We start from the raw sequence: 26,642 nt of genomic DNA on the forward strand, positions 1-26,642 counted from the left end.
ATCACACCGTAGGACTTTTGAATGTCGTTGTATAGCTTTTCGCATATTTTTAAAAATTGCTTTTCGTCCAGGCCGCGGCAGATCGCTTCACTGATGAGCGGGCGCAGTTTTCCCGTAAGGCTTTCAAGATATGGTTCATCGGCCGGGGGCATCTGGTCAGGCTGGATGACAACCCCTTTTTGCCGGTGGATCTGGATAAAGCCTTCCTGCTTCAAGATTTGGTAGGCTTTATTGACCGTGTGCATGTTGACGCCGAGATCGGATGCCATCGCCCTTACCGATGGAAGCGAATCGCCCGGTGCCAGCTCTTTTGACGCAATCCCTTCCATGATGCTGTTATGCAGCTGTTGGTAAATAGGGACATCCGATTCAAGGTCGATTTTCATGAGCATGAACATCATCTCTTTTATTTGGGTTATTTGTTATATATATTGTATAACAGTTAGCACAAAAAAGCAATGGGGATTTGATTTATTTTGCAACTTTGCGAATGAAAATCAGCAATCGCAAACATCTCTATCATGAGAAAAGCTGCGCAAAAAAAAGGAACCTCAGGACAGGTTCCCCTAGAGCAAATTTTCTGTTGTGTTCACAAGCTGTTTGGCAGCGGAACGGTCCGGGTCGAGGCGCTTTTCGAGCCGGCGCGCGAGAATCGAAAGCAAGTAGTTGACAACAAAATACATGAAAGCTGCCATGAGCAGAATCGGGATGATGTATTTTGATCCGCCTTCCCCGTTGTAAATCCCTTTTGCATTGTGTAACAGTTCCGGCAGTGCAATGATGATCGCAAGCGACGTATCTTTTAAAAGCGAGATGAACTGGCTCACAAGCGGCGGGATCATTTTTTTCAAAGCTTGCGGCAGGATGATGTACCACAAGGTTTGGATATATTTCAAGCCGGATGAACGGGCAGCTTCGATCTGGCCTTTCGGGATGGCGTTCAGGCCGCCGCGCACAATTTCAGCAATCATCGCGGATTCGAACACCGTCAGCGCCGAAATGGCTGCTGCCGTGACGCTCATTTTCATGCCGACTTCAGGCAAGGCAAAATATGTAAAGAAAATAATCAAAATCAGTGGCAAGTTCCGGGTGATTTCCACAACAAGTGCCACGATTGGCGATAAAATTGGAATTTTGGCGTAACGCAAGATGCCGAGAATACAGCCGATGAGAAAACTCAACACGATTGCAACAAAAGCCACTTCCAATGTCACCGCAAAACCCTTCAGCAAATACGCCAGGTTTCCACTTGAATAAGCTCCGGCAAAATCCATCGCATTTCCCTCCTTTAAATATGATTCAACTGCTTCTGGCCAGCCGGCGTTCAAGATAGTTGACAAGCAGGCTGAGCGGGATCGTCAGAATGAGATAAAACATGCCGACGAAAATATACGTATCAAAAGTGATCCATGTTTTTTCATGAATGAGATCGGCGTAGTACATGAGGTCGAGTCCCGCAAAAACACCGAGGATCGAAGAGTTTTTGACCAGGTTCAGGAATTGGTTGCCGATCGGCGGAATGACGATTTTGATCGCCTGCGGAAGGACGACGTAACGCATCGCCTGGGTATATGTCAGACCAGTTGACCGTGCGGCTTCAAGCTGACCTTTGTCCACCGATTGAATGCCGGCACGTACGGCTTCCGCAATAAAAGCGGCGGTGTAAATGGAGAGCGCAATGGTGCCCGCGATAAAGCCGCTTAAATTAATATGAAAATAGCTGAGCCCGTTATAGAAAAAGAAACCGGTCAGGATTAACGGAATATTGCGGATGACTTCAACGTAGACTGCGCCGATAAAATTCAGCAGTTTCACAGGGGCCAGCCTGAACACGGCAATGAGGTTGCCGAGAATGAAACTGGCGACAAGGCCGATGATGCTGATTTTAATCGTATTGACAAAACCTTTCATGTATAAGTCGATATTGTCGGTGAGGATGGAAAAATCAAGCACGCTGTTTCACTCCTTTGCGGTTTAATCAGGAGAAAGGGATGGGCGATTTTGCCCACCCCTTATCCTTATTCTTTGATCCATTTGTTTTTGATTTTGTCGTATTCCCCGCTGTCTTTCAGTTCTTTCAAAGCTTTGTTGACGGCTTTTACGAGTTTCGTATTGCCTTTTTTCATGGCAATGCCGTACGGTTCTTTCGTGAAAGTGCCACCTACAACCTGGTAGTTCGAGTCTTGGGCGGCCATGCCGTACAGAATCGAGTTGTCGGTTGTCAGTGCATCGCCTTTGCCGGATTTTAAAGCCGTGAATGCTTCTTGATAGTTTTCATACTCTAACACGGTTGTATCCGGAGCGGCTTTTCTGACGTTGTCACCAGATGTCGCACCTTTTACCGTCAAGACTTTTGTGCCTTTCGTCAAGTCTTTGACGCTCTTAATCTTGCTTCCTTTTTTCACAAGGAGCGACTGGCCGGCGTCAAAATAAACATCCGAGAAGTCGACCACTTTTTTACGATCCGGCGAAATCGTCATGGTAGCGACAACCATGTCAACATCGCCGTTTTGCAGCATTGGAATCCGGGTTTTCGATGTGACTTCTTTCAGTTCGACTTTGACTTTGTCACCGAAAATTTTCTTGGAAATCGCTTTGGCAATGTCTACATCAAAGCCTTCCACATTTCCGGTTTTAGGGTCTTTGTAGCCAAATAGATATGTATCATATTTGACTCCAACGACCAATTTCCCTCTGTCTTCGATTTTTTTGATCGGATCATCGCTTGCAGAACCGGATCCGCCTGTCGATTTTGATTTGCCGCAGCCTGCAACCAGTGCTGCTGCCAAAATGAAAACCAATCCTGCTGCTAACCATTTTTTGACCTTTCCCATTTGAATCCCCCTTTTTTATTTATGGTCACCGCGAAAGCAAGCGCTTTGCGGAAGTCCCCAATGATAAATGTTTTATGCTGGTACTGCTTTGAGTAGCACGGTATTCCCGCGGGCCGGCACCTACCATTCCTTGGCTTATGGCCATGATTGCGCACCATCCCCGGATATGAATGTATATGCAGATGCAAATGGTTTATGACTGCGACTGGAACCGGCTTTCCCGGCGATTGACGGCCACCGTACGTGTACCCGATAGCCGCGGATCGTTTGCTTTCATTTTTTGGCATCCTGACCCGCGTGGTACAGGTTATTTGGCCGCCACGAGAAAACGGCTTTCCGGCAGTGATGCCGCCATGCGTGCACCCGATAGCCGCGGATCGTTTGCTTCCGATTTCTGGCATCCTGCCCGGGCGTGATGCAGGGTGTTTGGCCGCCATCGTAACCGGCTTTCCGGCGATTGATGCCGCCATGTATGGACCTGATAACCGCGTATGGTTTGCACCCGATTTTTAGCATCCTGCCCGGGCGTGATGCAGGATGTTTGGCCACCATTCGTAGCCGGCTTTCCGGCGATCGACGGCCGACATGCGTGTACCCAATAGCCGCGGTCGTTTGCTTCCATTTTTAGCATCCTGCCCGGATACACATGTTTTGCAAGTGTATGTACCATGGCCTGTGGTTAATGGTTCAGCACACGGTTTAAAAAGGTGCGGGCGCGTTCTTCACGCGGGTTTTTGAAAAAGTCTTCCGGCGTATTGTCCTCAATGATTCTCCCCTGGTCCATGAAAAGGACGCGGTCCGCCACTTCGCGGGCAAAGCCCATTTCGTGCGTGACAACTACCATCGTCATACCGTCTTTTGCGAGTGCTTTCATAACGTCGAGCACTTCTCCGATCATCTCGGGATCCAAGGCAGATGTCGGTTCGTCAAACAGCATAATGTCCGGCTCCATTGCCAGCCCCCTGGCAATTGCGACACGTTGCTGCTGGCCGCCTGATAACTGTGACGGGTAGGCGTTTGCTTTATCCGGAATGCCCACCCTTTCCAAGTAGTGCATCGCCTTTTTTTCCGCTTCTTCCTTACTTTGGCCCAGCACTTTGATCGGCGCCAGCGTGATATTTTGCAAGACAGTTCTATGCGGATACAAATTGAAGTGCTGGAAGACCATGCCGATGTTTTTGCGAAGATCGTTGATATCGGTTTTTTTGTCATTGACTTTCATATTGCGGACGAAGAGCTCGCCGTCCGTGATGTCTTCCAGACGGTTGATGCAGCGGAGCATTGTACTCTTCCCTGATCCGGAAGGCCCGATCACAACGACGACTTCCCCTTCTTTTACTTCAAGGTTAATATCTTTTAAAACGTGAAAATCACCATAGTATTTGTTGACATGACGGAATGAAATCACATCATCACCTCCCGGCTGCTCATCTTTTTGGTGTGCGCTTCCAGTATTTAGAAACCTTCCATTACTCCCTATTTTAGAGTATATCAATCTATTCAGATAACATCAATATTTTTATTGAAGGTATTTTTCTGTTTTTTAAGATGGATTTTCCGGGAAGAGTTATTTTTTTAAAATATTAAAAACCCAAGCGGTCTCTAGGACTAAAGTCTGGTGAGAATTCAATGTCAGAAAGCGTTTAGCAAGGAATTCATCTGTGAAAAAAGCCGTTCCAAAATGCTTACCTCTTTTGGAACGGCTGGTGTATTGTACACATTATGTTTTTTTCTTTGGCTCCGTACTTTGGCCGGTAACTTCAAGAACATCAAGGAAGAACATCACAATGGGAATACCAAGAATGAGCCCCCACAGACCGAAAAAATGCTCACAAAAAATTAAAATGAGAAAAGTGTAAAAAACAGGCATATTCGTTTTTGAGGACATCAGCTGCGGATTCAGCACATAGGCTTCCACGGCATGCACGATGACAATCAAAATGAGGACATACAGTACTTTCATTCCGCCACCGATGCTGTAAGCGATGATACAGAGCGGAATGAGCGAGATGAAAACGCCGGCGACCGGGATAAGGCCGAGAGCAAAAATGAGAATGGCGAGCCCGAATAACTGCGGAAAGCCGAGAATCCAGAGACCGATCGTAGTAAGAACGGAATTCACAACGGCGATAATGAACTGGGCCTCGATCACTTTCCCGAATGTCCCTACAAATTTGACACCGAAATACTCGATTTCATCGTAAAACGCTGCAAGTTTGCTCTTTTTAAACTGTTTTGTAAAACGGATGATCCGCTCTTTTTCAAGCAGGAAAAACAAACTCAGGATAATGGCCATGAAGACCTGGATGCTGACTTTGCTGATGCTTGTAAAATAATCGAACAGGATAGAAACGCCTTTTTGTGCGTAGTCGACAATTTTCTTTTCCTGGATGTTTTTCACAATATAATTCAGTACTTCATTGTGCTGAGGTTTTGTGTAAAAATCGGAAATCTGCATAACAAGCTGGGTAATTTCATTGACCAGGATCGGAAAATATTTGATCACGCCGAGTATGAGGCCACCGAGAATTAAAATGTACACGATCAAAACAGCCAGTCTGCGTTTGATCGGAAACCATCTTGTCACAATTTTTTGCAGTCTGTTGACAAGATAGGAAAAAATAAAGGTGAGCAGCATCAGGTCCATCATGCTGCGCAGAAAATACAGGATAAGTGTGATCAGCACAAAGATAAGAACCCTTCTGACCCCCCGTTTTTGAAATAATGAAAACAGCCGGTCTTCCATCGTATTGTTATTACCCCCTCCGGATTCAAAGGAACCATTTTTCTGTTTACCCTTATCTTAACACATTTATAGCCGGTTCAAGTAATTTAGCCGGCGAGGGATGTGTAAAATTTTTTCCTGCCATAAAAGGAAATAAACCATACAGATGAATCAGCCCATGGGGAGCCCTCCGTTCCTGCTGCTATATAAAAAGAACTTAAGTTTTTCGCGTCAAAATCAATTACGATCAGGATAGACATTGCTTCTGGCAACTAATGTTTGGTTCAACTTATATAGCACGATCAGGAAAATTGAATCCGTCCCCGGGGACAGGGCGTTACGGCTGCATTTTCGGCCCGTGAAGGTGTCAGGGCGGTCGTCTTTCGGTGTTTTACCGTGAAAAATGTTCGGATGACGGCAGCGCGAATAAAAAACTGGCTGCTGCGTTTTTCGCAAAAAGGATCAGACATTTTTTGCAGCACTGGCAATGAGATGAAAAGTGGCAGTATGCTGGTCGTATTTTTACACGACGGCTCGTGAAGGTGTCAGGGCGGTCGTCTTTCGGTGTTTTACCATGAAAAGCGTTCGGAAAATGGCGGGGTGCATGCAAAAAATGGGCCGCTGCGTTTTACAGCGGCCTATGGTTATGATTTACTTTTTTTCACTTGCGGCTTTTCTTCTTCGTCAATGGCGTCACGCACGCCTTTTTTGAATTCGCGCAATGTTTGGCCGGCTGCCCTTCCAAGCTGCGGGAGTTTCGACGGGCCGAAAATTAATAGGGCAACAACAAGAATAATGAGAACTTCGCCAAAGCTGAGATTTCCAGGCATTTTTTCCCCTCCCCGGGCTTCTTTATCTTTATCTTATAGTGTATTGTAAACATTTTCAACTTATAATCACTTGAATTCAATTTATTTTCTGATTAAGCATGGCGGGGTTCGTAAAAAATTTATTCGTTTTGGCCGGTGTCCATGGTAGAATAATGTAGTCTGGAGGTGACGTTTTTGCATTTGTGGAATTTGTTTGTGGCCGCCATTCTCGGCCTTGTGGAGGGGCTGACAGAGTTTGCCCCGGTTTCTTCGACGGGCCATATGATTATTGTGGATGACTTGATTTTGAAATCGAATCATCTTTATGGCACTGAAGCGGCAAATGTATTTAAAGTGGTGATCCAGCTTGGGTCCATTATGGCGATGGTTGTGGTTTTTTGGGACAGATTTTTAAATTTGCTTGGCCTGAAAAAAAATATTACGAGAGAGCAGATGTACGGTGAACGGCTGAGATTGACGCATGTGATTACCGGGCTCGTTCCGGCGGCTGTGCTCGGCTTTTTGTTTGAAGACTATATTGATGCCCATCTGTTTTCGGTGAATACGGTACTTGTTGCCCTGGTGGTTGGAGCCATTTTGATGATTGTAGCGGATCTCACGCGCCCACGTCGGCCGAAGACGGAGACGGTCGACCAGATTACATATAGACAGGCGTTTGTGGTTGGGCTTTTTCAATGTCTTGCCCTGTGGCCGGGTTTTTCACGTTCCGGCTCCACGATTTCAGGCGGCGTCTTGCTTGGCATGAGTCACCGTGCGGCAGCGGACTTTACGTTTATTATGGCCGTGCCGATCATGTTTGGCGCGAGCTTTCTTTCGCTTGTAAAGCATTGGGGTGCCGTAACACCTGAGACGATTCCGTTCTTTATTACCGGATTCATCAGCGCGTTTATTTTCGCCTTAATCGCGATCAAGTTTTTCCTCGCACTGATCAACAAGGTAAAGCTGGTCCCGTTTGCGATATACCGCATCCTTTTGGCGATTGTTTTGCTTCTTTTGATTTGGAACCGATAAGATTTTGGCTGCGCGGCGTTGCGCGGCTTTTTTATTTTGGCTTTTGCCGCGTTTGATGTTGAACGAAGCGTCTACGGTAATTTGTTCTGCTCATCAAAAAAGGCTGCCGAACGCGTGGCGGGCAGCCTTTTTTGATACAGCCGTATTGCAGTGAAAATGGTGCATCCAGATTTGTTATTTTTTAAAATGGTAGGGCATTGTTGCAACGACAACGTCTTTTTCCCAGAGAAGGCGCATCCGGATGAGGAGCGCGGACTGGTTGTGCAAAATGTTTTGCCAGCGTTTTTTCGGAATGAACTGTGGAATGAGTACCATGACCTGGTACTTGTTTTCTTTTGCTTTCCGCTGGATAATTTCCAAAAATTTGGCAAGCGGCTGGACAATGCTCCGGTAAGACGAGTGCAGGGTGACAAGGCGGACACCACAGTCCCACTCTTTCCATTTTTCTTCCATTCTCTTCTCGTCTTCATGGTCAAAAGCGACATAAACGGCTATGACCTGATCCGAGAGCGATTTTGCATAATTAATCGTCCGTTCCACGACCGTTGTAATGCCGGCCACCGGGACAATGATCACATTGGAGTGGATTTCTTCCTGAAACACCCCTTTAATCCGCAACTGCTCGCCGACCGCCTCGTAATGCCGGTTCACTTTCCGGAAAATAAACATGACGATCGGCAGGAAAATCAAAACCGGCCATACTTGCGTGAATTTCGTAATGAATAAAATCGCAAGGACGCTAAATGTAATAATGGCACCGACAAAGTTGACCGACATTTTGCCGGCCCAGCCTCTCGGTCTTTGAGTGACCCATTTCACAATCATGCCGCATTGCGCAAGGGTAAACGGAATGAACACGCCGACTGCGTACAACGGAATGAGGCGCTCGGTATTGCCCTGGAATGCGACAATTAAAATCATGGAAGCAACGCCGAGAAAAATAATTCCGTTTGAGTAACCAAGCCGGTCACCGCGGATCGTGAACATGCGCGGCATAAATTTGTCCCTCGCCAAGTTAAAAGCGAGCTGCGGGAACGCAGAGAATCCGGTGTTCGCAGCAAGCACGAGAATTAAAGCCGTAGTTGCCTGGACGAAATAGTACAAAACACCGTTGCCAAGTGTCCGGTGTGCCATTTGCGATACAACGGTTTCTGTTTCTTTCGGCGCAATGCCGAGCCAGTATGCGAGAAAACTGATGCCCGCTAAAAGCGATGCCAGAATGATACCCATCATGGCAAGCGTGCGGGCTGCGTTTCTCGGTGCCGGGTCGCGAAAGTTCGGGATCGCGTTGGAAATGGCTTCGACCCCTGTCAATGCCGAACAGCCGGATGAGAAAGCTTTTAGCAAAAGAAACAGTGAAATGCCGGCGACCGGCGTACCGATATGCGGATGCAGGTTTTGCGGAACTTGCCCCGTTACGGTTTTAAATAAACCGACAACAATGATGACAATCAATGCAAATACGAACAGGTAAACCGGGTATGCGAGCACATTGGCTGATTCCGTCAGCCCGCGCAAATTCAAAATCGTAATGATCAGAACGAGAAAAACCGCAATCTGCACACTGTACGGATGCAAGCTCTGAAACGCGGAAGTAATGGCATCTGTTCCGGCTGAGACGGAAACGGCCACCGTTAAAATGTAGTCCACCAGCAAGGATCCGCCTGCAAGAAGGCCGGGGGTGACGCCGAGATTTTCTTTCGAGACAAGGTATGCCCCGCCGCCTTGCGGATAAGAGTAAATGACCTGGCGATAAGATAAAATAAGTGCAGCCAATAAAATTAAAATGCCGACTGTAATTGGAATAGAATACCAAAATGCCAGCGTCCCCACTGTGGCAAGTACAATCAGCACCTGTTCAGGCCCGTATGCAACAGATGAAAGTGCGTCGGATGACAGAATGGCCAGTGCTTTTAACTTGGTCAGCTTCTGGCCTTCGAGTTCATTTGAACGCAGCGGTCTCCCAATTAACAATCGTTTTATCGTGGTGAACATTTGAATTGTCTCCTTTTATCTGCAGTGTTTCAAAAATGCTTCCCCAAAAATAAGAAAAACCACAAAGAGAATTTATCTCCCCTGTGGTCTATTGCCCGATCACAGTTTCACATCCTCTCTTATAACGCTGACGGGGTTAGCTGTCGGGTTCGGGCATAAGAGTGGCCCTGCCTTTTTAAAAAAAGGCTTCACCCCAAAGCGGCGCGCGGCCGCCAACCTGGTTCCCCCGTTCCGTTTCCGGATTAAGCGGTTCAGTTATGAAACACAAATTTTTCATACGACATCCTATCTTACTCCCGTTACCATGGTTTGTAAAGACTATTTCGCAATTGCGTTTCGGTATGTCCATCTTTACCCGCCATATCCCCGGGCAAACTGTCTTTATTCACAGTACCTAATTTTCGATCATGCTTCTTTTGTAGAATATCCGAATGTGCCTAAAGCATGCAAAAAGCAAGGTTTTTCGGCAAATCCGGAGTAAAGAGATAAACAGAGTTAGGAAGGTAAAACCTGGGGATGAAAAGATGGCCTCTTGGGGCAGGCGGATCAATTGGAAACATAAGACCAAAAGAGGTGCGAACCCGGTGGAATTGTCTAATTAGGAGCTCCATTCGGGCCCGAAATGTCCTTTTGAACCTGTCAAAAGGACAAAACGTGCCGCATCCGGGAATGAAATGTCCTTTTGAACCTGTCAAAAGGACAAAAGGAATTGCATCCGGGCCCAAAATGTCCTTTTGAAGCCGTCAAAAAGACAAAACGAGCTGCATCAGGTAACGAAATGTCCTTTTGAACCTGTCAAAAGGACAAAACGTGCCGCATCCGGGAATGAAATGTCCTTTTGAACCTGTCAAAAGGACAAAAGGAGTTGCATCCGGGCCCGAAATGTCCTTTTGAAGCCGTCAAAAAGACAAAACGAGCTGCATCCGGGCCCGAAATGTCCTTTTGAACCTGTCAAAAGGACAAAACATGCCGCATCCGGGAATGAAATGTCCCTTTGAACCTGTCAAAAGGACAAAACACGCCGCATCCAATTAGACAAATTAGGCGAAAACCCGTTGAAAATGTCTAGTTAGGCGTTCTAATTGGACAAATCCAAGCGTAAAACCCGTTAAAAATGTCTAATTATGGTCTAATTAGGCGTTCCAAACGCCAAAATCCATTACGATCAGGATAGATTTGCTTATGGCTGACCTGGCGCACCACCAAAGAAAAAAACCCGCAAGCTGCGGGCTTTTTTTTAAAACTTAATTTTTTCTTCCAAAAAGGCTTTAAGTTCCGTGATTGGCACACGGGTTTGCTCCATTGTGTCACGGTCGCGGACGGTCACCATATGGTCGTCGCGCGAATCGAAGTCGTATGTGATGCAAAACGGCGTGCCGATTTCGTCCTGGCGGCGGTATCGCTTGCCGATCGACCCGGTTTCGTCAAAGTCAACCATAAACGTTTTCGACAAATCCGCAAAAATGTCGCGTGCTTCATCCGATAATTTTTTCGACAGCGGCAAAACCGCGGCTTTGTATGGCGCAAGGGCAGGGTGCAGGTGCATGACCGTGCGGCTTGTGCCGTCTTCAAGTGTCTCTTCTGCATAAGAGTCAATCAGAAATGCCAGCGCTACACGGTCCGCCCCGAGCGACGGCTCAATGCAGTACGGAACAAAGCGTTCATTCGTTTCCTGGTCAAGATAAGTGAAATCCTCGCCGGAATATTCCATATGGCGTTTCAGGTCGTAATCAGTACGGGAGGCTATGCCCCACAGTTCGCCCCAGCCGAACGGGAAGTTGTATTCAAAGTCGGTGGTCGCGTTCGAGTAGTGGGATAGTTCTTCTTTTTCATGGTCGCGCAGCCGCAAGTTTTCTTCCCTCATGCCGAGATTCAGCAAAAATTCGCGCGCATACTGTTTCCAGTAGTCAAACCATTTGAGCTCTTCGCCCGGCCTGCAGAAAAATTCAAGTTCCATCTGCTCGAATTCGCGCGTACGGAAAATGAAGTTCCCCGGGGTGATTTCGTTCCGGAAACTTTTTCCGATTTGGGCAATCCCGAACGGCAATTTTTTACGCATTGTCCGTTGTACATTTTTAAAATTGACAAAAATGCCTTGTGCGGTTTCCGGGCGCAAATACAATTCATTCGTGCTGTCTTCGGTTACACCCTGGTACGTTTTGAACATCAGATTAAACTGGCGGATGCCGGTCCAGTCTTTGCTGCCGCAATCCGGGCAGGCGATGTCATGCTCTTTAATCAGCGCTTCCATTTTTTCAAACGGCAGGCCGTCAACAATCATGTCGATCCCTTTTTCATGCAGGGCATTTTCGATCAGTTTGTCGGCACGGTGCCGGGCTTTACAGTGTTTGCAGTCGATCATCGGGTCATTAAAATTGCCGAGGTGGCCGCTTGCTTCCCATGTGCGCGGGTTCATCAGAATGGCAGCATCAAGGCCGACATTGTACGGCGACTCCTGGATGAATTTTTTCCACCAGGCTTTTTTGACGTTGTTTTTGAATTCGACGCCGAGCGGGCCATAATCCCAAGTGTTGGCAAGTCCTCCGTAAATTTCCGAACCCGGGAAAATAAACCCGCGGTGTTTCGCGTGCGAGACGATTTGATCCATCGTGACGCTCATTGTCATCTCTCCTTTTTTCATTGAAATGGTTTCCCCTGGGGACGGGAATGTTTCCATATAAAAAGCTCCCGGCTCCAGGCAACAGCCTGGGGACGAGAGCTTGAATTCCCGCGGTTCCACCCCAGTTGATGCGAAATTTTCGCACCCACTTTCCATGAAAAAAACTCCGGACTGCCGTTTCACCGGGTTCCTTGCCGAGCTTCCACCGCCCCCGGCTCGCTTTAAAAGGAAAAGTTCCGGCTACTATTGATCCTTCATCGTCGCTATTTGAATAGAAATACTATACCAAAACCGGGCAGGACAAGTCAATGCCCGGCTTGGGTATGAATGTTGTAATCCGTTATTGTGGCGTTTTGTCTCACCCTTCGCTCTTCGTCTCCATAAAGATACGCTTTGTCTTTTTTACATTGGGTACGTACATAAGAATCCCCGGTTAATAGGGATTGGCAATTTGAAACAAGGTCAGGTTTTGTTCCATCAGGTTTAAAACCGGATAACCTTCGACTTTAAGAACAGGCTGGTTTGGATGAAGCGGATGAATCCGGAGAATGCTCCCTTTCACCCCGTTACGCAGTGTAATCGGCTGTTTCCGGTAATTTTCCATCAGAAAGTTGGCAAACGGGAGGACAATTTCCCGATCGAGCCGGCCAGCATCGGCGTCCGCCATTAACTCGTCAATTGCAAAAAACACCGGCTGCCTCCTGCGGTATGCGCGGTTGGAACAAATGGCGTCAAACGTATCCGCCACCGATAAAATTCTGACAAGAAAAGGAATGGTTTTCCTGCCATCCGGATAGCCTGAGCCGTCCAGCCGTTCATGGTGCATTAGGGTCCCTTTTAAAATCATCGGGTCGAGCGATGTTTTCTCAAGCAGCCGGTAACCCGCTTCCGGATGCTTCTTGATCAAGGCAAACTCTGCATCTGTTAGTCTTCCCGGTTTATTGAGAATTTGCGGGTCAATGGTGAACTTGCCAATATCGTGGAAAAGCCCCATTTGCGCCAGTAGGCTTTGCTTTTCGGGATGCAACTTCAAAATTTTCCCAATATTAGCAGCGATCAGCCCGACATGGATACAGTGTTTGAACAAATATTCGTCAGCAGAGAAATGCTCCATTAGTTCCAAAATAGACGTCCGGGTCGTAAACACTTCTTTGTAAAACTTGCGAAAATTTTTTTCCATACTCTCCACTTCTGCATCACAAAGGGTTGTTTTCACTTGAATGATGCGCTGGAGTTCTTCCATTTCATGGTAAATACTCTCATATAATAGGTCATGGAAGATCCCGGGCACTTCGGTGGCAATGCGCCTGCCGTCCAATTCCGGATCGCGCAGGACTTCATATTTATTTAAAATGGCAGCGAGCCTTTCTGTAAGAAACGTCCCTTTCCGCAGCAACAGGACACCGCTATTGGAGTACAAATCTTCTTCTAACTTTTCCCCTTTTTGAAACACCATTGAAAAAGCTCCCCTTGAACGTACTTTTTTTACATTTTAACACAGGAAATGTTAGTGAAAAGGAGCCTTTCCGATTTTTCTTAAAAAGTTCATTTATGTTCCGCTGCCTGCCATGATTTTCGACTTCAAACAACGGACCATCTCCGCACAATTCTCAAACGGGGAGCAACTTTGCTTTTTTGAATTTCCACCTCATTTCAAATTTCTCGTACTTTCCCGCGTTTCAGAAGATCAAGCCCACGCAATATCCCGTTCTACTTCAATTTTTGGCGCGGGTTTCCTACTTCAAAAAACAAAATCCTCTCCGGACAGACATCGGGCTTTGCATGGTTGCTTGATATTCAGTTTTTTCAGCTTCCCGCCGCGCTTTCTGTTTCAGAAAACAGACCGCTCCCACGCAATTTTCGAGACAAACGGGCATCGGCTTTGCTTTACTTGGATTCCCGCATCTATTTTAGCTTTCCCGTCACACTTCCTGTTTCGGAAAAAGACTGCTCCCACGCAATTTTCGAGACAAACGGGGGATCAGGCTTTGCTTGGATTCCTGTTTCTTTTTCAGCTTTCCGCCGCGCTTTCCTGTTTCAGAAAACGGATGACTTCCGCATAGTTTCCTGTAACGAGCGCCGGGTTTTGCAACGATTCCTCTATTCTTTTTGTATCATCCGTTTCGACGAGAACAAATCCGGGAAACGCCTGCAGCTGGATCAACGGATTGATGCGACGGATATCTTCATATTGATAATGCAGCTCTAAGGAGACATGATCCATTTCAAGAAACGGCACATGCTCTTCTTCATGCCAATCTTCATCTGTCACAACGATCAAAGTATAATAGCGCTGGTTTTCCGCTGCCCGTGAATTGCCTTTTTCACTGATGATCCTGTCAACGCAAATCAGCCCGCCCATTATGATGAACGTGAATACAGCGTACAGCCATAAATGGGACAACAACAGCAATACCGCTGTAATCAACGAAAGGATACTCAACCTTTTTGCCACCATTTGAAGCAGTAAAAGGACATCACTCATCATTCACGTCTCCCAATTCATGATGTAAAAAATACTTTCCTATATGATATGCCTGCATGGTTTGATCGGTGCTTTTCATTTTCGTTTTTTTACAGATTGGAACATAATAAAAAAGCGAAAGCAACCAGGAAAGGAGCATGACCATGAGCAAATACGATAAACTGTTTGAACCCATTACGTTTAAAAGCGGCGTCAGGGCGGAAAACCGCATCGTGATGGCGCCGATGACCCATTATTCCTCGAATGATGACGGCACGATTTCCGCTGCCGAGCTGCGTTATTATGAAGAACGTGCCAAAGGGCCGGGGATGGTCGTGACGGCATGTGCCAATGTTACGGAAAACGGCAAAGCGTTTACCGGGCAACCTGGCGCGCATACAGACGAAATGGTTGAGAGCATGAAAAAACTAGCACAAACGATTCAGCAAAACGGTGCAAAAGCGGTTGTGCAAATCCACCATGGTGGCCGCGAATGCCCGGCTGAACTCGTGCCGGGCGGGGATGTTGTGAGCGCAAGTGAAACAGATTCGTCAGACGGCAGCGTCCATGCACGCGCGTTGACGGGAGAAGAAACCGCTGAAATTGTGAAAGCATTCGGCGAAGCAACACGCCGCGTGATCGAAGCTGGTTTTGATGGCGTTGAAATTCACGGCGCAAACGGCTATCTGATTCAGCAATTTTTCTCCCCTTATACGAACCGGCGTGAAGACGAGTGGGGCGGCAGTCTGGAAAAACGGCTTGCATTCCCGCTTGCTGTCGTCGATGCTGTGAAAAAAACGGTGACGGAATATGCGGACCGGCCGTTTTTAGTCGGATACCGCTTATCCCCGGAAGAACCGTACGAACCGGGGATTACGATGGATGACACGTTCGCGCTTTTGGATGCGCTGATGGAAAAAGAGCTCGACTATGTGCATATTTCCCTGCAGCACTTCTGGTCTAAAGCCCGCCGCGGCGGTGAACCCGGCCGTCCGCGCATGGAACAGATCGTGGAACATGTCGCAGGCCGCGTGCCTTTGATCGGCGTCGGCTCCCTGCACACAGGAGACGAGGTTTTGAAGGCAATGGAAACCGATGTACCGCTTATTGCCCTCGGCCGTGAGCTTGTCATGGAGCCGCATTGGGTGGAAAAAATTAAAGCCGGCCAGGAGGATGCAATTCAAACCGCGTTAAGAAAAGACGACCGCGAACGGCTCGTTATTCCGGAACCGCTGTGGAAGATGATCATCTCAACGCCGGGCTGGTTCCCGTTTGCAGAATGACATCTGCATGTTGCACGGCATTGTCAAAGAATGAATGGCTGCGCTTGCGAGGCTCGGTTGATACACGAATTGAAGTTTACGTAATGGCCAAGGAATGAATGGCTTTGCCGCGAAGCTCGGTTGGCGATCGAATTGAGCATACGCAATTGTCAAGAAATGAATGGCTTTGCCGCGGAGCTCGGTTGGCGATCGAATTGAAGCATATGTAATGACCAAGGAATGAATGGCTGCGCCGCGAAGCTCGGTTGACAACTGAATTGAAGCATATGTAATGGTCAAGGAATGAATGGCTGCACCTGTCCAATCTGGCCTAGAGCTAAAGCCGGAGTATATAGATGCGATGGAATGGGCATCATTATATATAAGTTGGCATGCAATTTTTGGGCTGGGATTACCTGCCTTCTCCAGTTATTGACTGGCACGCATTGATGCGGGTTTTCAGCACGCGGCTTTTGCGCGACTTACGGCGTACCCGGATTGGTTCCCGCAAACACCGTTAACATGCAGGATTCTGCCTGGTGTAAGAACCACTATACTGCGAAAGAAAGTGCAAAAACACTGTTAACATGCAGGGTTCTGCCTACCTGCAGATTTAGAAACCGAACCCTTTTAAAAAAATGGGTTCGGTTTTCTTGACTTTTTTCACTTACAATATTAAACTAAGTTACGAAAAGTAAGTTTTAAAAACAGGAGGAATTTAGGATGACAAAAACAAAATGGGCAGTTGACTATGCACATAGCACCATTGATTTCACAGTAAAACATATGATGATTTCAAAAGTAAAAGGGTCTTTTCAAAAATTCGAAGCCGAAATCGAAGCTGATCCCCAAGATTTAACGGATGCAAAAGTTTCTTTTATTGTTGATGCCAGCAGCATTCATACGAAAAATGATGACCGCGATAATCATCTTCGTTCTGCAGATTTCTTAGATGTTGAACAATATCCGAATATTACATTTGTTTCCAAGTCGGTTACAAAGGCAGGGGACAATGATTATAACGTTACCGGTGATTTAACGATTCATGGCGTGACAAAAGAAGAAACATTTAAAGTCACATTTGAAGGGATTTCGAAAAACCCGATGAGCGGCGCGGAAACAGCCGGCTTTAGTGCAGAAGGGACCGTAAAACGGAGCAATTACGGCCTTACTTGGAACGCAGCCCTTGAAACAGGCGGTGTCCTCGTTGGCGATGAAATCAAATTTACGGTGGAATTAGAAGCAAGCAAAGCGGAATAATTGCGGAGGCGCCAATTTAGATTGGCGCTTTTTTCTTTGGGCAGATCATGCTTCTTATGGCCAAGGTTTTGGGATGCTTTTTTTCTATATAAATAACATAGCCGGACTCTAGGTGAAGAAAGGACTTCATTTTTGCGTGCTTCCTTAACATAGACGCGCCCTATGTGAAGAAAGGAAGTCTTTTTTTTGTGTTTCCTTAACGTAGACGGGTTCTAGGTGAAGGAAGGCCGTCTTTTTTTCACGCTTCCTTAACATAGACGCACTCTAGGTGAAGGAAGACCGTCTTTTTTCCGCGCTTCCTTAACATAGACGCACTCTAGGTGAAGGAAGACCTTCGTTTTTCCACGCTTCCTTAACATAGACGCACTCTATGTGAAGAAAGGCTTTCTTTTTTCCACGCTTCCTTAATGTAAACGCACTCTATATGAAGGAAGGCCTTCGTTTTTTCGCGCTTCCTTAACATAAATAAGAACTTTCCTCAATTGCTGTGATGTGCATCACAAATAAGCAGGTGCTGATGGTTTATGATGAAGGCAGCAATGAAATGGAGGAGTGAATTCGATGGAACGTTTTACAACGAGCCAGACTGTCGGGGAAATCGTAACCTTATTCCCAAAAGCGGCGGATCTGTTTAAAGCAAATCGTATCGATTTTTGTTGCGGCGGCAATGTGTCTGTGAAAGAAGCTGCGGAAAAGCGCAACCTATCAGCAGATGAACTACTTGATGCTATTTGCAACCTTTATGGCCAATATGCCGGAAAAGGCACTGAGCAAAATTGGAATGAAGCGGGCTATACGGAAATTGTCAACTATATTCAGGCCACCCATCACGCGTTTTTGCGCGAGGAACTGCCAAACTTGAGCCCGTATGTAACAAAAGTGATGCGTGTCCACGGCGGCAACCACCCGCATCTCATCGAAGTGCATAAACTGTTTAACCAATTAAAAACAGAACTGCTGGAGCATACTGAAAAAGAAGATACCGAACAATTCCCGGCCATTCGTGCATACGAAAGCCTTCCAACTGCCGCTAACCTGAAAGCCGCGACAGCCGGTTTGACCGATCTTGAAACAGAACATGCTGCTGTCGGGGAAATTTTGCACCGGCTCCGCGAAATTACGAATGACTATACGTTGCCGGAAGGGGCATGCCGTACATTCCAGCTCGTATACCACCGCCTTGAAAATTTTGAAAATGATACATTCCAGCACATTCACCTGGAGAATAATATTCTATTTAAGCGGTTGCTCGAAGAAGCCGTTTGACTTTTAAAAGGCTGTCCTCCCAGGCAGCCTTTTAAAAAGGGGCGGTTTGCTTTTTATTTTTCTTTCCTGGCCCCGGGGAAAGACAACTCGTTGCGCGTGCGTTCCTCTTTTGTCGTTTTGAGACCTCCAAAAGAACAGTTTGCTCGGATTCCAGCTCTCTTTTGTCTTTTTGAACCCCCCAAAAGGACAATTTGCCCCGGGTCCGGCTTTCTTTTGTCTTTTTGAAACCTCCAAAAGGACAGTTTGCCCGGATTCCAGCTCTCTTTTGTCTTTTTGAGACCTTCAAAAGGACAATTTGTACGGATCCCAGCTCTCTTTTGTCTTTTTGAGACCTTCAAAAGGACAATTTGCCCCGGGTCCGGCTTTCTTTTGTCTTTTTGAGACCTCCAAAAGGACAATTTGCTCGGATTCCAGCTCTCTTTTGTCTTTTTGAATCCCCCAAAAAGACAATTTGCCCGGATCCCAGCTTTCTTTTGTCTTTTTGAGACCTCCAAAAGGACAATTCACCCCGGGTCCGGCTTTCTTTTGTCTTTTTGAATCCCCCAAAAGGACAATTTGCTCGGATTCCAGCTCTCTTTTGTCTTTCATAACTCCGATGAAAGACATTTTGCTGCGTGGGCAACCCCCTTTTGTCTTTCATCACCTTGATGAAAGACAATTCGCTGCGCGGGCACTTCACTTTTGTCTTTCATAGCTCTGATGAAGAACATTTCACTGCCCGGACGCCCCTCTTTTGTCCTTCATCACCCCAATGAAAGACATTTCGCTGCCTGGACGCCTCTCTTTTGTCCTTCATCACCCCGATGAAAGACATTTCGCTGCCCGAACGCCTCTCTTTTGTCCTTCATCACCCCGATGAAAGACATTTCGCTGACCCGGGCGCTCCTCTTTTGTCCTTCATCACCTCGATGAAAGACATTTCGCTGCACGGGCACTTTACTTTTGTCCTTCATCACCCCGATGAAAGACATTTCGCTCCCACGACGCCCCCTTGTCTTTCTTTGCTTTAATTCTTACCGGCGGGAAAATCTTTATACCCTGAGCAGTTCCTCCGTCAGTTTTTCCTGGTGAATGAGGTATGTGCCTTTTTCCTGCGGGAGGATGAGGTTTTTTTCTTTAAGCTGGCGGATCGTGCGGCTGACCGTTTCACGGGTGACGCCGATCATGTTGGCGAGGTCGGAGTTGTTGAGCGGGGTTTTCACGAGGACAAACCCGTCTTTTTCCTGAACGCCATGTGTGCGGGTGAGGCGCAGAAAAAGTTTGACTACTTGCTCGTAAGCGTTGTTTAAAATCTGGGCTTCGAGCCGGTCCTGCAAGTCAAGGATTTCATCACTCATCACACCGTATAAAGTCATGGTCAGCTGCGGATTGTTGAGCAACACGTTTTCAAAATCAGTAATCCGGATCGCAACGAGATTCGTGTCTACAACCGCCATCGCATTCGCCGGGTAGCTTATTTTACGGAAAAAACCAACATGCGGGAACATGTCGCCATCGCGAAGCAGTGTGACAACTTGCTCTTTGCCGTTCGCATCGGTGCGGTAAATTTTCACTTCCCCGCTTTCAATAAAATAAACGGCTTCCTGCGGGTCCCCCTGGAAAAAAATATGCGCATCCTTTTCTGCATGCTTTTTAACAGATATATCGGCGATCACAGCCAGATCCGCGTCCCCGAGTCCTTTAAAAAGCGGCATTTTACGCAGGTTTTCCAAAGCGCTCACTTCCCTTCTTCAATAAAGTGCAATTATCCCTCAATTACTCGGTATTCTCCAAATTTCATAGATATCATTACGTAGCTGCAGGCGGCCTGCTGGACAAATCCCTCAACACACCCTATTGTACACAAAAATAAGCACACCGCCCAAAGTCAAAGTCAATGTTAAAAAAATAAGAGTGTCCCCCCTCGGAACGCCTCTTATCCTTCCTTCAATAAAGTGCAACTATCTCTCAATTACCCCGCGTATTCTCCAAAGCCAATGTTAAAAAAGAAGAGGGCCCCAATCGGAGCGCCTCTTATTAAGAAGGAATCGATTCTGTAGGATGGGCAGCCGTTTCCAGTGCTTCATTTTTGTCAAATTCTTTTTCCGTTTTGGAGATGACGACCGTCGCGACGGCATTCCCGATAATATTTGTGAGCGCGCGTGATTCAGACATGAACCGGTCCACGCCGATCAACAGCGCAATCCCTGCAACCGGGATAACCGGGAACGCAGACAAAGTCGCAGCAAGGGTAATGAAACCGGAACCGGTCACGCCGGCCGCCCCTTTCGATGTCAGCATTAAAATCAGCAGCAGCATAATTTGGTGCCCGATCGTCAGGTGCACATTATACGCCTGCGCAATGAAAATGGATGCCATCGACAAATAGATGGCGGTGCCGTCAAGGTTAAACGAGTATCCGGTTGGAACGACAAGGCCGACAACGGATTTTGAGCAACCAAAGTTTTCGAGTTTTCTCATCAGGGAAGGCATCGCCGATTCCGATGAAGAAGTCCCGAGCACGAGTAAAAGTTCTTCCTTTATATAAGCGATGAACTTGAAAATGTTGAAACCGAACGCTTTTGCAATCCCACCGAGGACAAGCACGATAAAAATGATCATTGTCAGGTAGACAGACCCCATTAATTCGCCGAGATTGATCAGCGAGCTTGCGCCAAACTGGCCGACTGTATAGGCCATTGCCCCGAATGCAGCGATCGGTGACACTTTCATGACAATACCGACAATTTTAAAGAAAACTTCCGTCATATCTTCAAAAAAGCGGATAACCGGTTTTGCCCTCTCCCCGAGGGATGCGGCAGCAACCCCGAACAGTACCGCAAAAAATAAAATTGGTAAAAGATCTCCCTTGACAAAAGCCCCGGCGATGCTTTCCGGAATAATGCCGGAAATAAAACCGATGAAACCGTGTTCGCTGTCTTTTGCCTGCGTGACGAATTGTGAAACCTGGCTTGTTTTCGCATGGCTTGTATCTATGCCATGGCCGGGCTGGATCAAATTCACGATAATCAGACCGATGGCGAGCGCAACCGTGCTGACGACTTCAAAATAGATAAGCGCCTTGCCGCCGATCCGACCGACTTTTTTCAAATCTCCCATGCCGCCGATCCCGATAATGACCGTAAAGAAGATAATCGGCGGGACGAGCATTTTGATCAGTTTAATAAACCATTGCGCGAGAATATTCAGTTCCGCGCCGAATTTAGGTGAAACAAGCCCTACAATAATCCCCAGAATGATGCCGATAATGACTTGTACTGTAAGATTCCGAAAGTTGATCCTCATTTGTCATCCCCTCTGTTTGCGCTTACATTTTAGTGTCACGAACTATATTTCTATTATAGTACAGGTTTATCCTGTTTTCACTATTTTTATATTAAAAAAATTTTGCTTTTAAAAAATATCGGTGCAAGCAAAGCGCAAAAAAGCAGCGGAACAGTGCCCGCTGCCTTTTTCCAGCTGTCTTTGCAAGAACGCTGAGACGTATGCTTCCAATATGAATAGTCAACCAATCCTTTTTCGCAACCAGGGTCTGTGCTCTTTCCCGGAACAAGTTTACACTTCCGGGACCGCTTCCCGCAATGCTTCTTCCAATTCTTTCCTGTACGCCTGTTCTGTCTCTTCATCCCAGGAAAATTCAGCGGCCATCCATGTTATAACCGGCTCTTTCCATTTGCGGACCCAGTTGATATCGAAGAAAAGGGCACCGGTACGGCGAATGAAGAAATCGACCGGTTTTACCACCATTTCTTGTTCCACTGCATATTTCAATACGGCGTACACTTCTCGCGGTAGCGGATAGTCGTCTTTCCAGCTTTTCGCATATGCATATACGTGATCCGCGTTCGTGCCGTATTTTTCCGCAATCGCCCGGCTTGCTTCCGCAGACAGGCCGCTTGCTTCGCCTTCTTTTGTTTTTGCTTTGACAAACGCCGGCAAATTTTCAGAGCCGCCCACATCACCGCCGGAAATCGGCAAGTGCTTCGTTTGGCACGGCTGAAAATTGCCGCCAAGCCTGCGTGCTACAAGATCTACAACCGTTTCCGCCATTTTCCGGTAACCGGTCAGTTTGCCGCCTGCGATTGTCACGAGGCCGCTGTCGGATTCCCAAATTTCATCTTTACGCGAAATTTCGGAGGCGTCTTTTCCTTCTTCGTAAATCAATGGACGGACGCCGGCCCAGCTTGATTCGACATCACGGGCTGTCACTTTGACTTTTGGAAACATAAAGTGGATCGCTTTTAATAAGTAATCAATATCTTTCGGGAGCGGTTTCGGGTGAATCGGGTCTTTGTCGTAAAATGTATCCGTTGTGCCGACGTACGTTTTGTCGCCGCGCGGAATGGCAAACACCATGCGGCCGTCCGGCGTATCAAAATACACGGCCTGCCGGAGCGGAAAGATACTTTGGTCAAACACAATATGCACGCCCTTTGTGAGGCGGAGGCTTTTGCTCCCTTTCCCGTCTTTATTGCGCATTTTGTCACTCCACGGCCCGGTCGCATTGACGACCATTTTCGCCCGCACGTTTACGGTTTCCCCGCTGATCTGGTCACGAACAGTGGCCCCCGAGATGCGGCCGTTTTCATATAAATACTCTTCCGCTTTTGTATAGTTGACAGCCAGCGCCCCGTGTGCGACTGCTGCTTTCATCACTTCAATGGTCAGCCGCGCGTCGTCCGTCCGGTATTCGACATAATAACCGCCGCCTTTCAGCCCATCTTTTTTGATCAGCGGTTCCTTGTTTAAGGTTTCCGAAGCCGACAGCATTTTCCGGCGTTCCGTTTTTTTCACGCCGGCTAAAAAGTCGTACAGCCGCAAGCCGATATTCGTTGTAAATGCGCCGAACGTCCCGCCCTTATGGAACGGCAGCAGCATCCATTCCGGCGTTGTCACATGCGGGCCGTTTTCATAAACGATGGCGCGCTCTTTTCCGACTTCCGCCACCATTTTTACTTCAAATTGTTTCAAGTACCGCAGGCCCCCGTGGACAAGTTTGGTTGACCGGCTTGATGTGCCCGCCGCGAAATCCTGCATCTCGACAAGCGCTACAGACATGCCGCGCGACACTGCGTCAAGCGCAATGCCGGCCCCTGTAATGCCGCCACCGATCACAAGCAGATCGAACGTTTTATCCTTCATGTTTTGTAAAACTGCCCCACGCTCTTTTCCTGAAAATTCCATTTTTGTCCCCTCCTATAAAATAAAAAGAGACCTGAACCATGCATTATGGAAAACTCCCATAAAACAAGCCAGGTCTCTCTGCATCTCTTGACATTTTATGAACTTGTTTTTATTATAACAGACCTTCCGCTGATTTTCAGCTGTTATGCACCGGGAAAATGTAGTAATCCCCGTTTCTTGCCGTTGCCCCGTTAGATAAGGCAGCGCCGGAAAAACATGGAAGGCAACGCCGCCCGAATAGCAATAGCTGGCCACATCAACTCACAGGTTAAGCTGGCGCAAAACTATTGATTGCCTGCTAGTATTGCGGCTAAAACATAGACGCAATGGCGCCAGAACGATGAGCGATAACAACGCAATAGCTGGCTACGTAAAAGCTTACGCAAAACTATTAGTTGCCTGCTAGTATTGCAGCTACCCAGAATCCAAGGTGTTATTGCCATGGTATCCCTGCAAGCTTTTTAAAAGCAGGGGCCGCCTGCAACAGCAATGCTAGCGCAGGGTAAGCCACATAAACCACGTTGCCTACTGCATACCCGCTTCCGTATGGCTGCCCAGTTCGGTCGCAGGGTAAGCCAGATTACCCGTGTTGCCTACTACATGCCCGGTTCCGTACAGCTGCTCAATTTGGGTCGCAGGTTAACCCAGATAAACCACGTTGCCTACTGCATGCCCACTTCCGTATGACTGCCCAATTTGGTCGCAGGCTAAGCCAGATTACCGCGCTGCCTGCAGCAATCTGCAAATCTATTTAAAGGCAATGGTTGCACGGATTGCTTTTTTCCATCCGTCATATAAGGCTTCGCGTTCTTTTTCCGCGAGTGACGGTTCAAATTTGCGTTCCACTTTCCACTGGCGGGCAATTTCTTCACGCGATTCCCAGTAACCGACCGCAAGCCCCGCCAAGTATGCGGCGCCAAGTGCAGTGGTCTCGCTCACAACCGGGCGCTCAACCGGCACGCCTAACATGTCGCTTTGGAACTGCATGAGAAAATTGTTTTTCACTGCGCCGCCGTCCGCACGCAATGTTTTAAGCGGCAGTCCGGAATCTGCCTCCATTGCAGCAAGCACATCTTTCGTCTGATAGGCGAGCGATTCAAGCGTGGCCCGGATAAAATGTTCTTTCGTGGTGCCCCGTGTCAGCCCGAACACCGAGCCGCGCACATCGCTTTCCCAGTACGGTGTCCCAAGCCCGACAAATGCCGGCACGACATACACACCATCTGTTGAATCAACCCGCTCTGCATACGATTCACTTTGAGCGCTGTCTTTGATCATGCGCATCCCGTCACGCAGCCATTGAATCGCTGACCCTGCCACAAAGATGCTGCCTTCAAGGGCATACTCGACTTTTCCATCAATACCCCATGCGAGCGTCGTCAGCAAGCCATGCTTGGAAGAAACAGCTTTTTCGCCGGTATTCATCAGCATAAAGCAACCGGTGCCGTACGTATTTTTCGCCATCCCTTCTTCATAGCAAGCCTGCCCGAACAGCGCTGCCTGCTGGTCGCCCGCCACGCCTGCAATCGGAATTTCCTCACCGAAGAAATGGTACGGCGCAGTCCGTGCATAAACATGGGAGGAAGGCTTCACTTCCGGGAGCATCGCAGCAGGAACGTCCAGCATTTCAAGCAGCTCGGGATCCCATTTCAAATCGTAAATATTGTACAAAAGTGTCCGGGACGCGTTTGAATAATCGGTAACATGGGCTTTGCCGCCTGAAAATTTCCAGATCAGCCAAGTGTCGATTGTGCCAAACAGGAGCTCGCCTTTTTCAGCGCGTTCTCTTGCTCCGTCAACATGGTCAAGGATCCATTTGATTTTTGTCCCGCTGAAATACGGGTCGATGAGGAGCCCTGTTTTTTCACGGACCATATCAGCATAGCCTTTTTCTTTTAAGTCAGCGCAAATATCCGCTGTCTGCCGCGACTGCCAGACAATCGCATTGTAAATCGGATGACCCGTCTTTTTATCCCAGACGACCGTTGTCTCACGCTGGTTGGTAATCCCAATCGCGGCAATCTGCTTCGGCTCTACATCTGCTTCTGTTAAAACGGTCGTCGTAACCGCGAGCACCGATGCCCACACTTCATTCGCATTATGTTCCACCCAGCCAGGCTGTGGAAAATACTGATGAAATTCCTGCTGGGCTGTATGCACAATTTCCCCTTTTTGGTTAAAAAGAATAGCTCTTGAACTTGTTGTCCCCTGGTCAATGGATAAAATAAATTTCTCCATCCCGTTTCCTCCTTACGCTCTCTTTTTCTTGTTTTCTATCATCCATACTATCAATAATACAAGTAAACACGTTAGCAAAACACACCAAAACGCGGGCGTCCAATCATTTTTAAACACAGCCCGGTAAAAAACGCCCCCGAGAGAACCCCCGAGCAACGGACCGGCAACCGGCACCCACGCATAACCCCAATTCGAAGGCCCTTTCCCTGCAATCGGGAGCAGAAAATGGGCAATTCTCGGGCCAAGGTCGCGGGCAGGGTTGATCGCATAACCCGTCGTCCCGCCAAGTGAAACCCCGATCGCTACAATCAGCATGCCAACGATGAACGGGTTCAGCCCGTCTGTAAACTTATTTGCCCCGATCGTAAGAACACCGAGCACAAGAACAAAGGTCCCAATCATTTCACTGATAAGATTCGCAAAATAGTTTGGAATGGCCGGCCCGGTCGAAAATACGCCAAGTTTGGCTCCCGGATCGTCCGTCTCCTTCCAGTGCGGCAAAAAGTGAAAAAATACGACGGCAGCGCCGATCATGGCTCCGACCATTTGCGCCAAAATATACCCGGCCACTTTCGACCATGGAAAATCCCCGTTAAATGCAAGCCCGACGGTAAGTGCGGGATTTAAGTGGGCACCGCTGTATTTTCCGACTGCATAAGCCGCCATGGCGACGCCAAGTCCCCACCCGAACGAAATGACAATCCAGCCGCTCTGGTAGGCAAATGACTTTTTCAAATTGACATTGGCACAAACACCGCCACCAAAAATAATCAGGATGGCTGTGCCAACCAATTCTGCTAAATATGAATTCATAGCCCTTCCTCCATTTCGAATGAATTAAAAGCTGATCCGGCAATAATCCGGTCCCTTTCATCAAAAAAAGAACAAAAAAACCCACGACGCCCGCAAATTTGTTGCGAATGGAGTGGATCTCTTTGTTCTCCTGCCAAGTT

21 protein-coding genes and 1 riboswitch are annotated in these 26,642 nt (G+C 47.6%); of the genes, 4 read left to right on the top strand and 17 right to left on the bottom strand.

Going from position 1 to position 26,642, the window contains the following annotated elements; translation table 11 throughout:
* The 8 genes from P9687_RS13340 to P9687_RS13375 all read right to left on the bottom strand — a co-directional run.
* Positions 1–392, bottom strand: a 392-nt coding sequence (locus P9687_RS13340) for a GntR family transcriptional regulator (RefSeq protein ID WP_328228905.1), incomplete at its 3' end; no start/stop codon positions are given.
* A gap of 174 nt (positions 393–566) precedes the next feature.
* The gene (locus P9687_RS13345) at positions 567–1,274 is read right to left on the bottom strand and encodes an amino acid ABC transporter permease (protein WP_014096259.1); all 708 of its coding nucleotides are present in this window, start codon (positions 1,272–1,274) and stop codon (positions 567–569) included.
* A 25-nt stretch (positions 1,275–1,299) separates the two neighbouring features.
* On the bottom strand, positions 1,300–1,953 hold the full coding sequence (locus P9687_RS13350; RefSeq protein WP_014096260.1) for an amino acid ABC transporter permease: 654 nt from the start codon (positions 1,951–1,953) through the stop codon (positions 1,300–1,302).
* A gap of 65 nt (positions 1,954–2,018) precedes the next feature.
* Positions 2,019–2,834 carry a transporter substrate-binding domain-containing protein gene (locus P9687_RS13355; protein WP_014096261.1) on the bottom strand — a complete coding sequence of 272 codons (816 nt, stop codon included), beginning with the start codon at positions 2,832–2,834 and terminating at the stop codon, positions 2,019–2,021.
* A gap of 307 nt (positions 2,835–3,141) precedes the next feature.
* On the bottom strand, positions 3,142–3,456 hold the full coding sequence (locus P9687_RS13360) for a hypothetical protein (RefSeq protein WP_061087123.1): 315 nt from the start codon (positions 3,454–3,456) through the stop codon (positions 3,142–3,144).
* A gap of 57 nt (positions 3,457–3,513) precedes the next feature.
* Positions 3,514–4,314, bottom strand: a complete 801-nt coding sequence (locus P9687_RS13365; protein WP_372510097.1) for an amino acid ABC transporter ATP-binding protein — start codon at positions 4,312–4,314, stop codon at positions 3,514–3,516.
* A gap of 240 nt (positions 4,315–4,554) precedes the next feature.
* Entirely contained in the window at positions 4,555–5,580 is a 1,026-nt protein-coding gene (locus P9687_RS13370) for an AI-2E family transporter (protein WP_061087122.1), read from the bottom strand.
* Between the two features lie 623 nt (positions 5,581–6,203).
* Positions 6,204–6,389, bottom strand: a complete 186-nt coding sequence (locus tag P9687_RS13375) for a twin-arginine translocase TatA/TatE family subunit (protein WP_017551739.1) — start codon at positions 6,387–6,389, stop codon at positions 6,204–6,206.
* A 174-nt stretch (positions 6,390–6,563) separates the two neighbouring features.
* Here P9687_RS13375 and P9687_RS13380 point away from each other — a divergent pair, with 174 nt between their 5' ends.
* Entirely contained in the window at positions 6,564–7,400 is an 837-nt protein-coding gene (locus tag P9687_RS13380; RefSeq protein ID WP_013858270.1) for an undecaprenyl-diphosphate phosphatase, read from the top strand.
* Between the two features lie 174 nt (positions 7,401–7,574).
* Here P9687_RS13380 and P9687_RS13385 read toward each other — a convergent pair whose 3' ends face one another.
* The 4 genes from P9687_RS13385 to P9687_RS13400 form a co-directional block, all read right to left on the bottom strand.
* On the bottom strand, positions 7,575–9,395 hold the full coding sequence (locus P9687_RS13385; RefSeq protein WP_014096266.1) for an APC family permease: 1,821 nt from the start codon (positions 9,393–9,395) through the stop codon (positions 7,575–7,577).
* Positions 9,396–9,504: 109 nt separating this feature from the next.
* Positions 9,505–9,654: riboswitch (cyclic di-AMP (ydaO/yuaA leader) on the bottom strand.
* Between the two features lie 978 nt (positions 9,655–10,632).
* Positions 10,633–12,015: a glycine--tRNA ligase gene (locus P9687_RS13390; protein ID WP_061577820.1), complete on the bottom strand. Its 1,383-nt coding sequence runs from the start codon at positions 12,013–12,015 to the stop codon at positions 10,633–10,635.
* 433 nt (positions 12,016–12,448) lie between these two features.
* Entirely contained in the window at positions 12,449–13,471 is a 1,023-nt protein-coding gene (locus tag P9687_RS13395) for an HD-GYP domain-containing protein (protein ID WP_328228676.1), read from the bottom strand.
* A 555-nt stretch (positions 13,472–14,026) separates the two neighbouring features.
* A complete protein-coding gene (locus tag P9687_RS13400) occupies positions 14,027–14,500 on the bottom strand; it encodes a hypothetical protein (RefSeq protein WP_035189167.1) in 474 nt (157 codons plus the stop codon).
* A 143-nt stretch (positions 14,501–14,643) separates the two neighbouring features.
* On the opposite strand from P9687_RS13400, the gene P9687_RS13405 reads away from it, so the two are divergent.
* From P9687_RS13405 to ric, 3 genes are all read left to right on the top strand, one after another.
* Complete coding sequence (locus tag P9687_RS13405; RefSeq protein WP_328228249.1) at positions 14,644–15,762, top strand: NADH-dependent flavin oxidoreductase; 1,119 nt, start codon at positions 14,644–14,646, stop codon at positions 15,760–15,762.
* 702 nt (positions 15,763–16,464) lie between these two features.
* Positions 16,465–17,001, top strand: a complete 537-nt coding sequence (locus P9687_RS13410) for a YceI family protein (RefSeq protein WP_014096274.1) — start codon at positions 16,465–16,467, stop codon at positions 16,999–17,001.
* Between the two features lie 561 nt (positions 17,002–17,562).
* Positions 17,563–18,267: an iron-sulfur cluster repair di-iron protein gene (gene ric / locus P9687_RS13415; protein ID WP_014096275.1), complete on the top strand. Its 705-nt coding sequence runs from the start codon at positions 17,563–17,565 to the stop codon at positions 18,265–18,267.
* Positions 18,268–19,298: 1,031 nt separating this feature from the next.
* Here the strand turns inward: ric and P9687_RS13420 are convergent.
* From P9687_RS13420 to P9687_RS13440, 5 genes are all read right to left on the bottom strand, one after another.
* Complete coding sequence (locus tag P9687_RS13420; RefSeq protein ID WP_081355884.1) at positions 19,299–19,979, bottom strand: Crp/Fnr family transcriptional regulator; 681 nt, start codon at positions 19,977–19,979, stop codon at positions 19,299–19,301.
* Between the two features lie 304 nt (positions 19,980–20,283).
* Positions 20,284–21,552, bottom strand: a complete 1,269-nt coding sequence (dctA, locus tag P9687_RS13425; RefSeq protein WP_071452328.1) for a C4-dicarboxylate transporter DctA — start codon at positions 21,550–21,552, stop codon at positions 20,284–20,286.
* Between the two features lie 270 nt (positions 21,553–21,822).
* A complete protein-coding gene (locus tag P9687_RS13430) occupies positions 21,823–23,451 on the bottom strand; it encodes a glycerol-3-phosphate dehydrogenase/oxidase (protein WP_035182630.1) in 1,629 nt (542 codons plus the stop codon).
* Positions 23,452–24,198: 747 nt separating this feature from the next.
* Positions 24,199–25,689 carry a glycerol kinase GlpK gene (gene glpK, locus P9687_RS13435; protein WP_251460352.1) on the bottom strand — a complete coding sequence of 497 codons (1,491 nt, stop codon included), beginning with the start codon at positions 25,687–25,689 and terminating at the stop codon, positions 24,199–24,201.
* 12 nt (positions 25,690–25,701) lie between these two features.
* On the bottom strand, positions 25,702–26,502 hold the full coding sequence (locus P9687_RS13440; protein ID WP_046721341.1) for an MIP/aquaporin family protein: 801 nt from the start codon (positions 26,500–26,502) through the stop codon (positions 25,702–25,704).
* Between the last annotated feature and the right edge of the window lie 140 nt (positions 26,503–26,642).

It is taken from the genome of Weizmannia sp. CD-2023, assembly GCF_036225245.1.
In the GTDB taxonomy this organism is placed as follows: Bacteria; Bacillota; Bacilli; order Bacillales; family Bacillaceae_C; genus Weizmannia; species Weizmannia faecalis.

Coding starts and splice junctions, on each gene's coding strand:
- glpK (WP_251460352.1), bottom strand. CDS start 25,689: ATGGAGAAATTTATTTTATCCATTGACCAGGGGACAACAAGTTCAAGA.
- P9687_RS13385 (WP_014096266.1), bottom strand. CDS start 9,395: ATGTTCACCACGATAAAACGATTGTTAATTGGGAGACCGCTGCGTTCA.
- P9687_RS13410 (WP_014096274.1), top strand. CDS start 16,465: ATGACAAAAACAAAATGGGCAGTTGACTATGCACATAGCACCATTGAT.
- P9687_RS13430 (WP_035182630.1), bottom strand. CDS start 23,451: ATGGAATTTTCAGGAAAAGAGCGTGGGGCAGTTTTACAAAACATGAAG.
- dctA (WP_071452328.1), bottom strand. CDS start 21,552: ATGAGGATCAACTTTCGGAATCTTACAGTACAAGTCATTATCGGCATC.
- P9687_RS13395 (WP_328228676.1), bottom strand. CDS start 13,471: ATGGTGTTTCAAAAAGGGGAAAAGTTAGAAGAAGATTTGTACTCCAAT.
- P9687_RS13390 (WP_061577820.1), bottom strand. CDS start 12,015: ATGAGCGTCACGATGGATCAAATCGTCTCGCACGCGAAACACCGCGGG.
- P9687_RS13405 (WP_328228249.1), top strand. CDS start 14,644: ATGAGCAAATACGATAAACTGTTTGAACCCATTACGTTTAAAAGCGGC.
- P9687_RS13355 (WP_014096261.1), bottom strand. CDS start 2,834: ATGGGAAAGGTCAAAAAATGGTTAGCAGCAGGATTGGTTTTCATTTTG.
- P9687_RS13400 (WP_035189167.1), bottom strand. CDS start 14,500: ATGAGTGATGTCCTTTTACTGCTTCAAATGGTGGCAAAAAGGTTGAGT.
- P9687_RS13360 (WP_061087123.1), bottom strand. CDS start 3,456: ATGGAAGCAAACGACCGCGGCTATTGGGTACACGCATGTCGGCCGTCG.
- P9687_RS13440 (WP_046721341.1), bottom strand. CDS start 26,502: ATGAATTCATATTTAGCAGAATTGGTTGGCACAGCCATCCTGATTATT.
- P9687_RS13345 (WP_014096259.1), bottom strand. CDS start 1,274: ATGGATTTTGCCGGAGCTTATTCAAGTGGAAACCTGGCGTATTTGCTG.
- P9687_RS13370 (WP_061087122.1), bottom strand. CDS start 5,580: ATGGAAGACCGGCTGTTTTCATTATTTCAAAAACGGGGGGTCAGAAGG.
- ric (WP_014096275.1), top strand. CDS start 17,563: ATGGAACGTTTTACAACGAGCCAGACTGTCGGGGAAATCGTAACCTTA.
- P9687_RS13375 (WP_017551739.1), bottom strand. CDS start 6,389: ATGCCTGGAAATCTCAGCTTTGGCGAAGTTCTCATTATTCTTGTTGTT.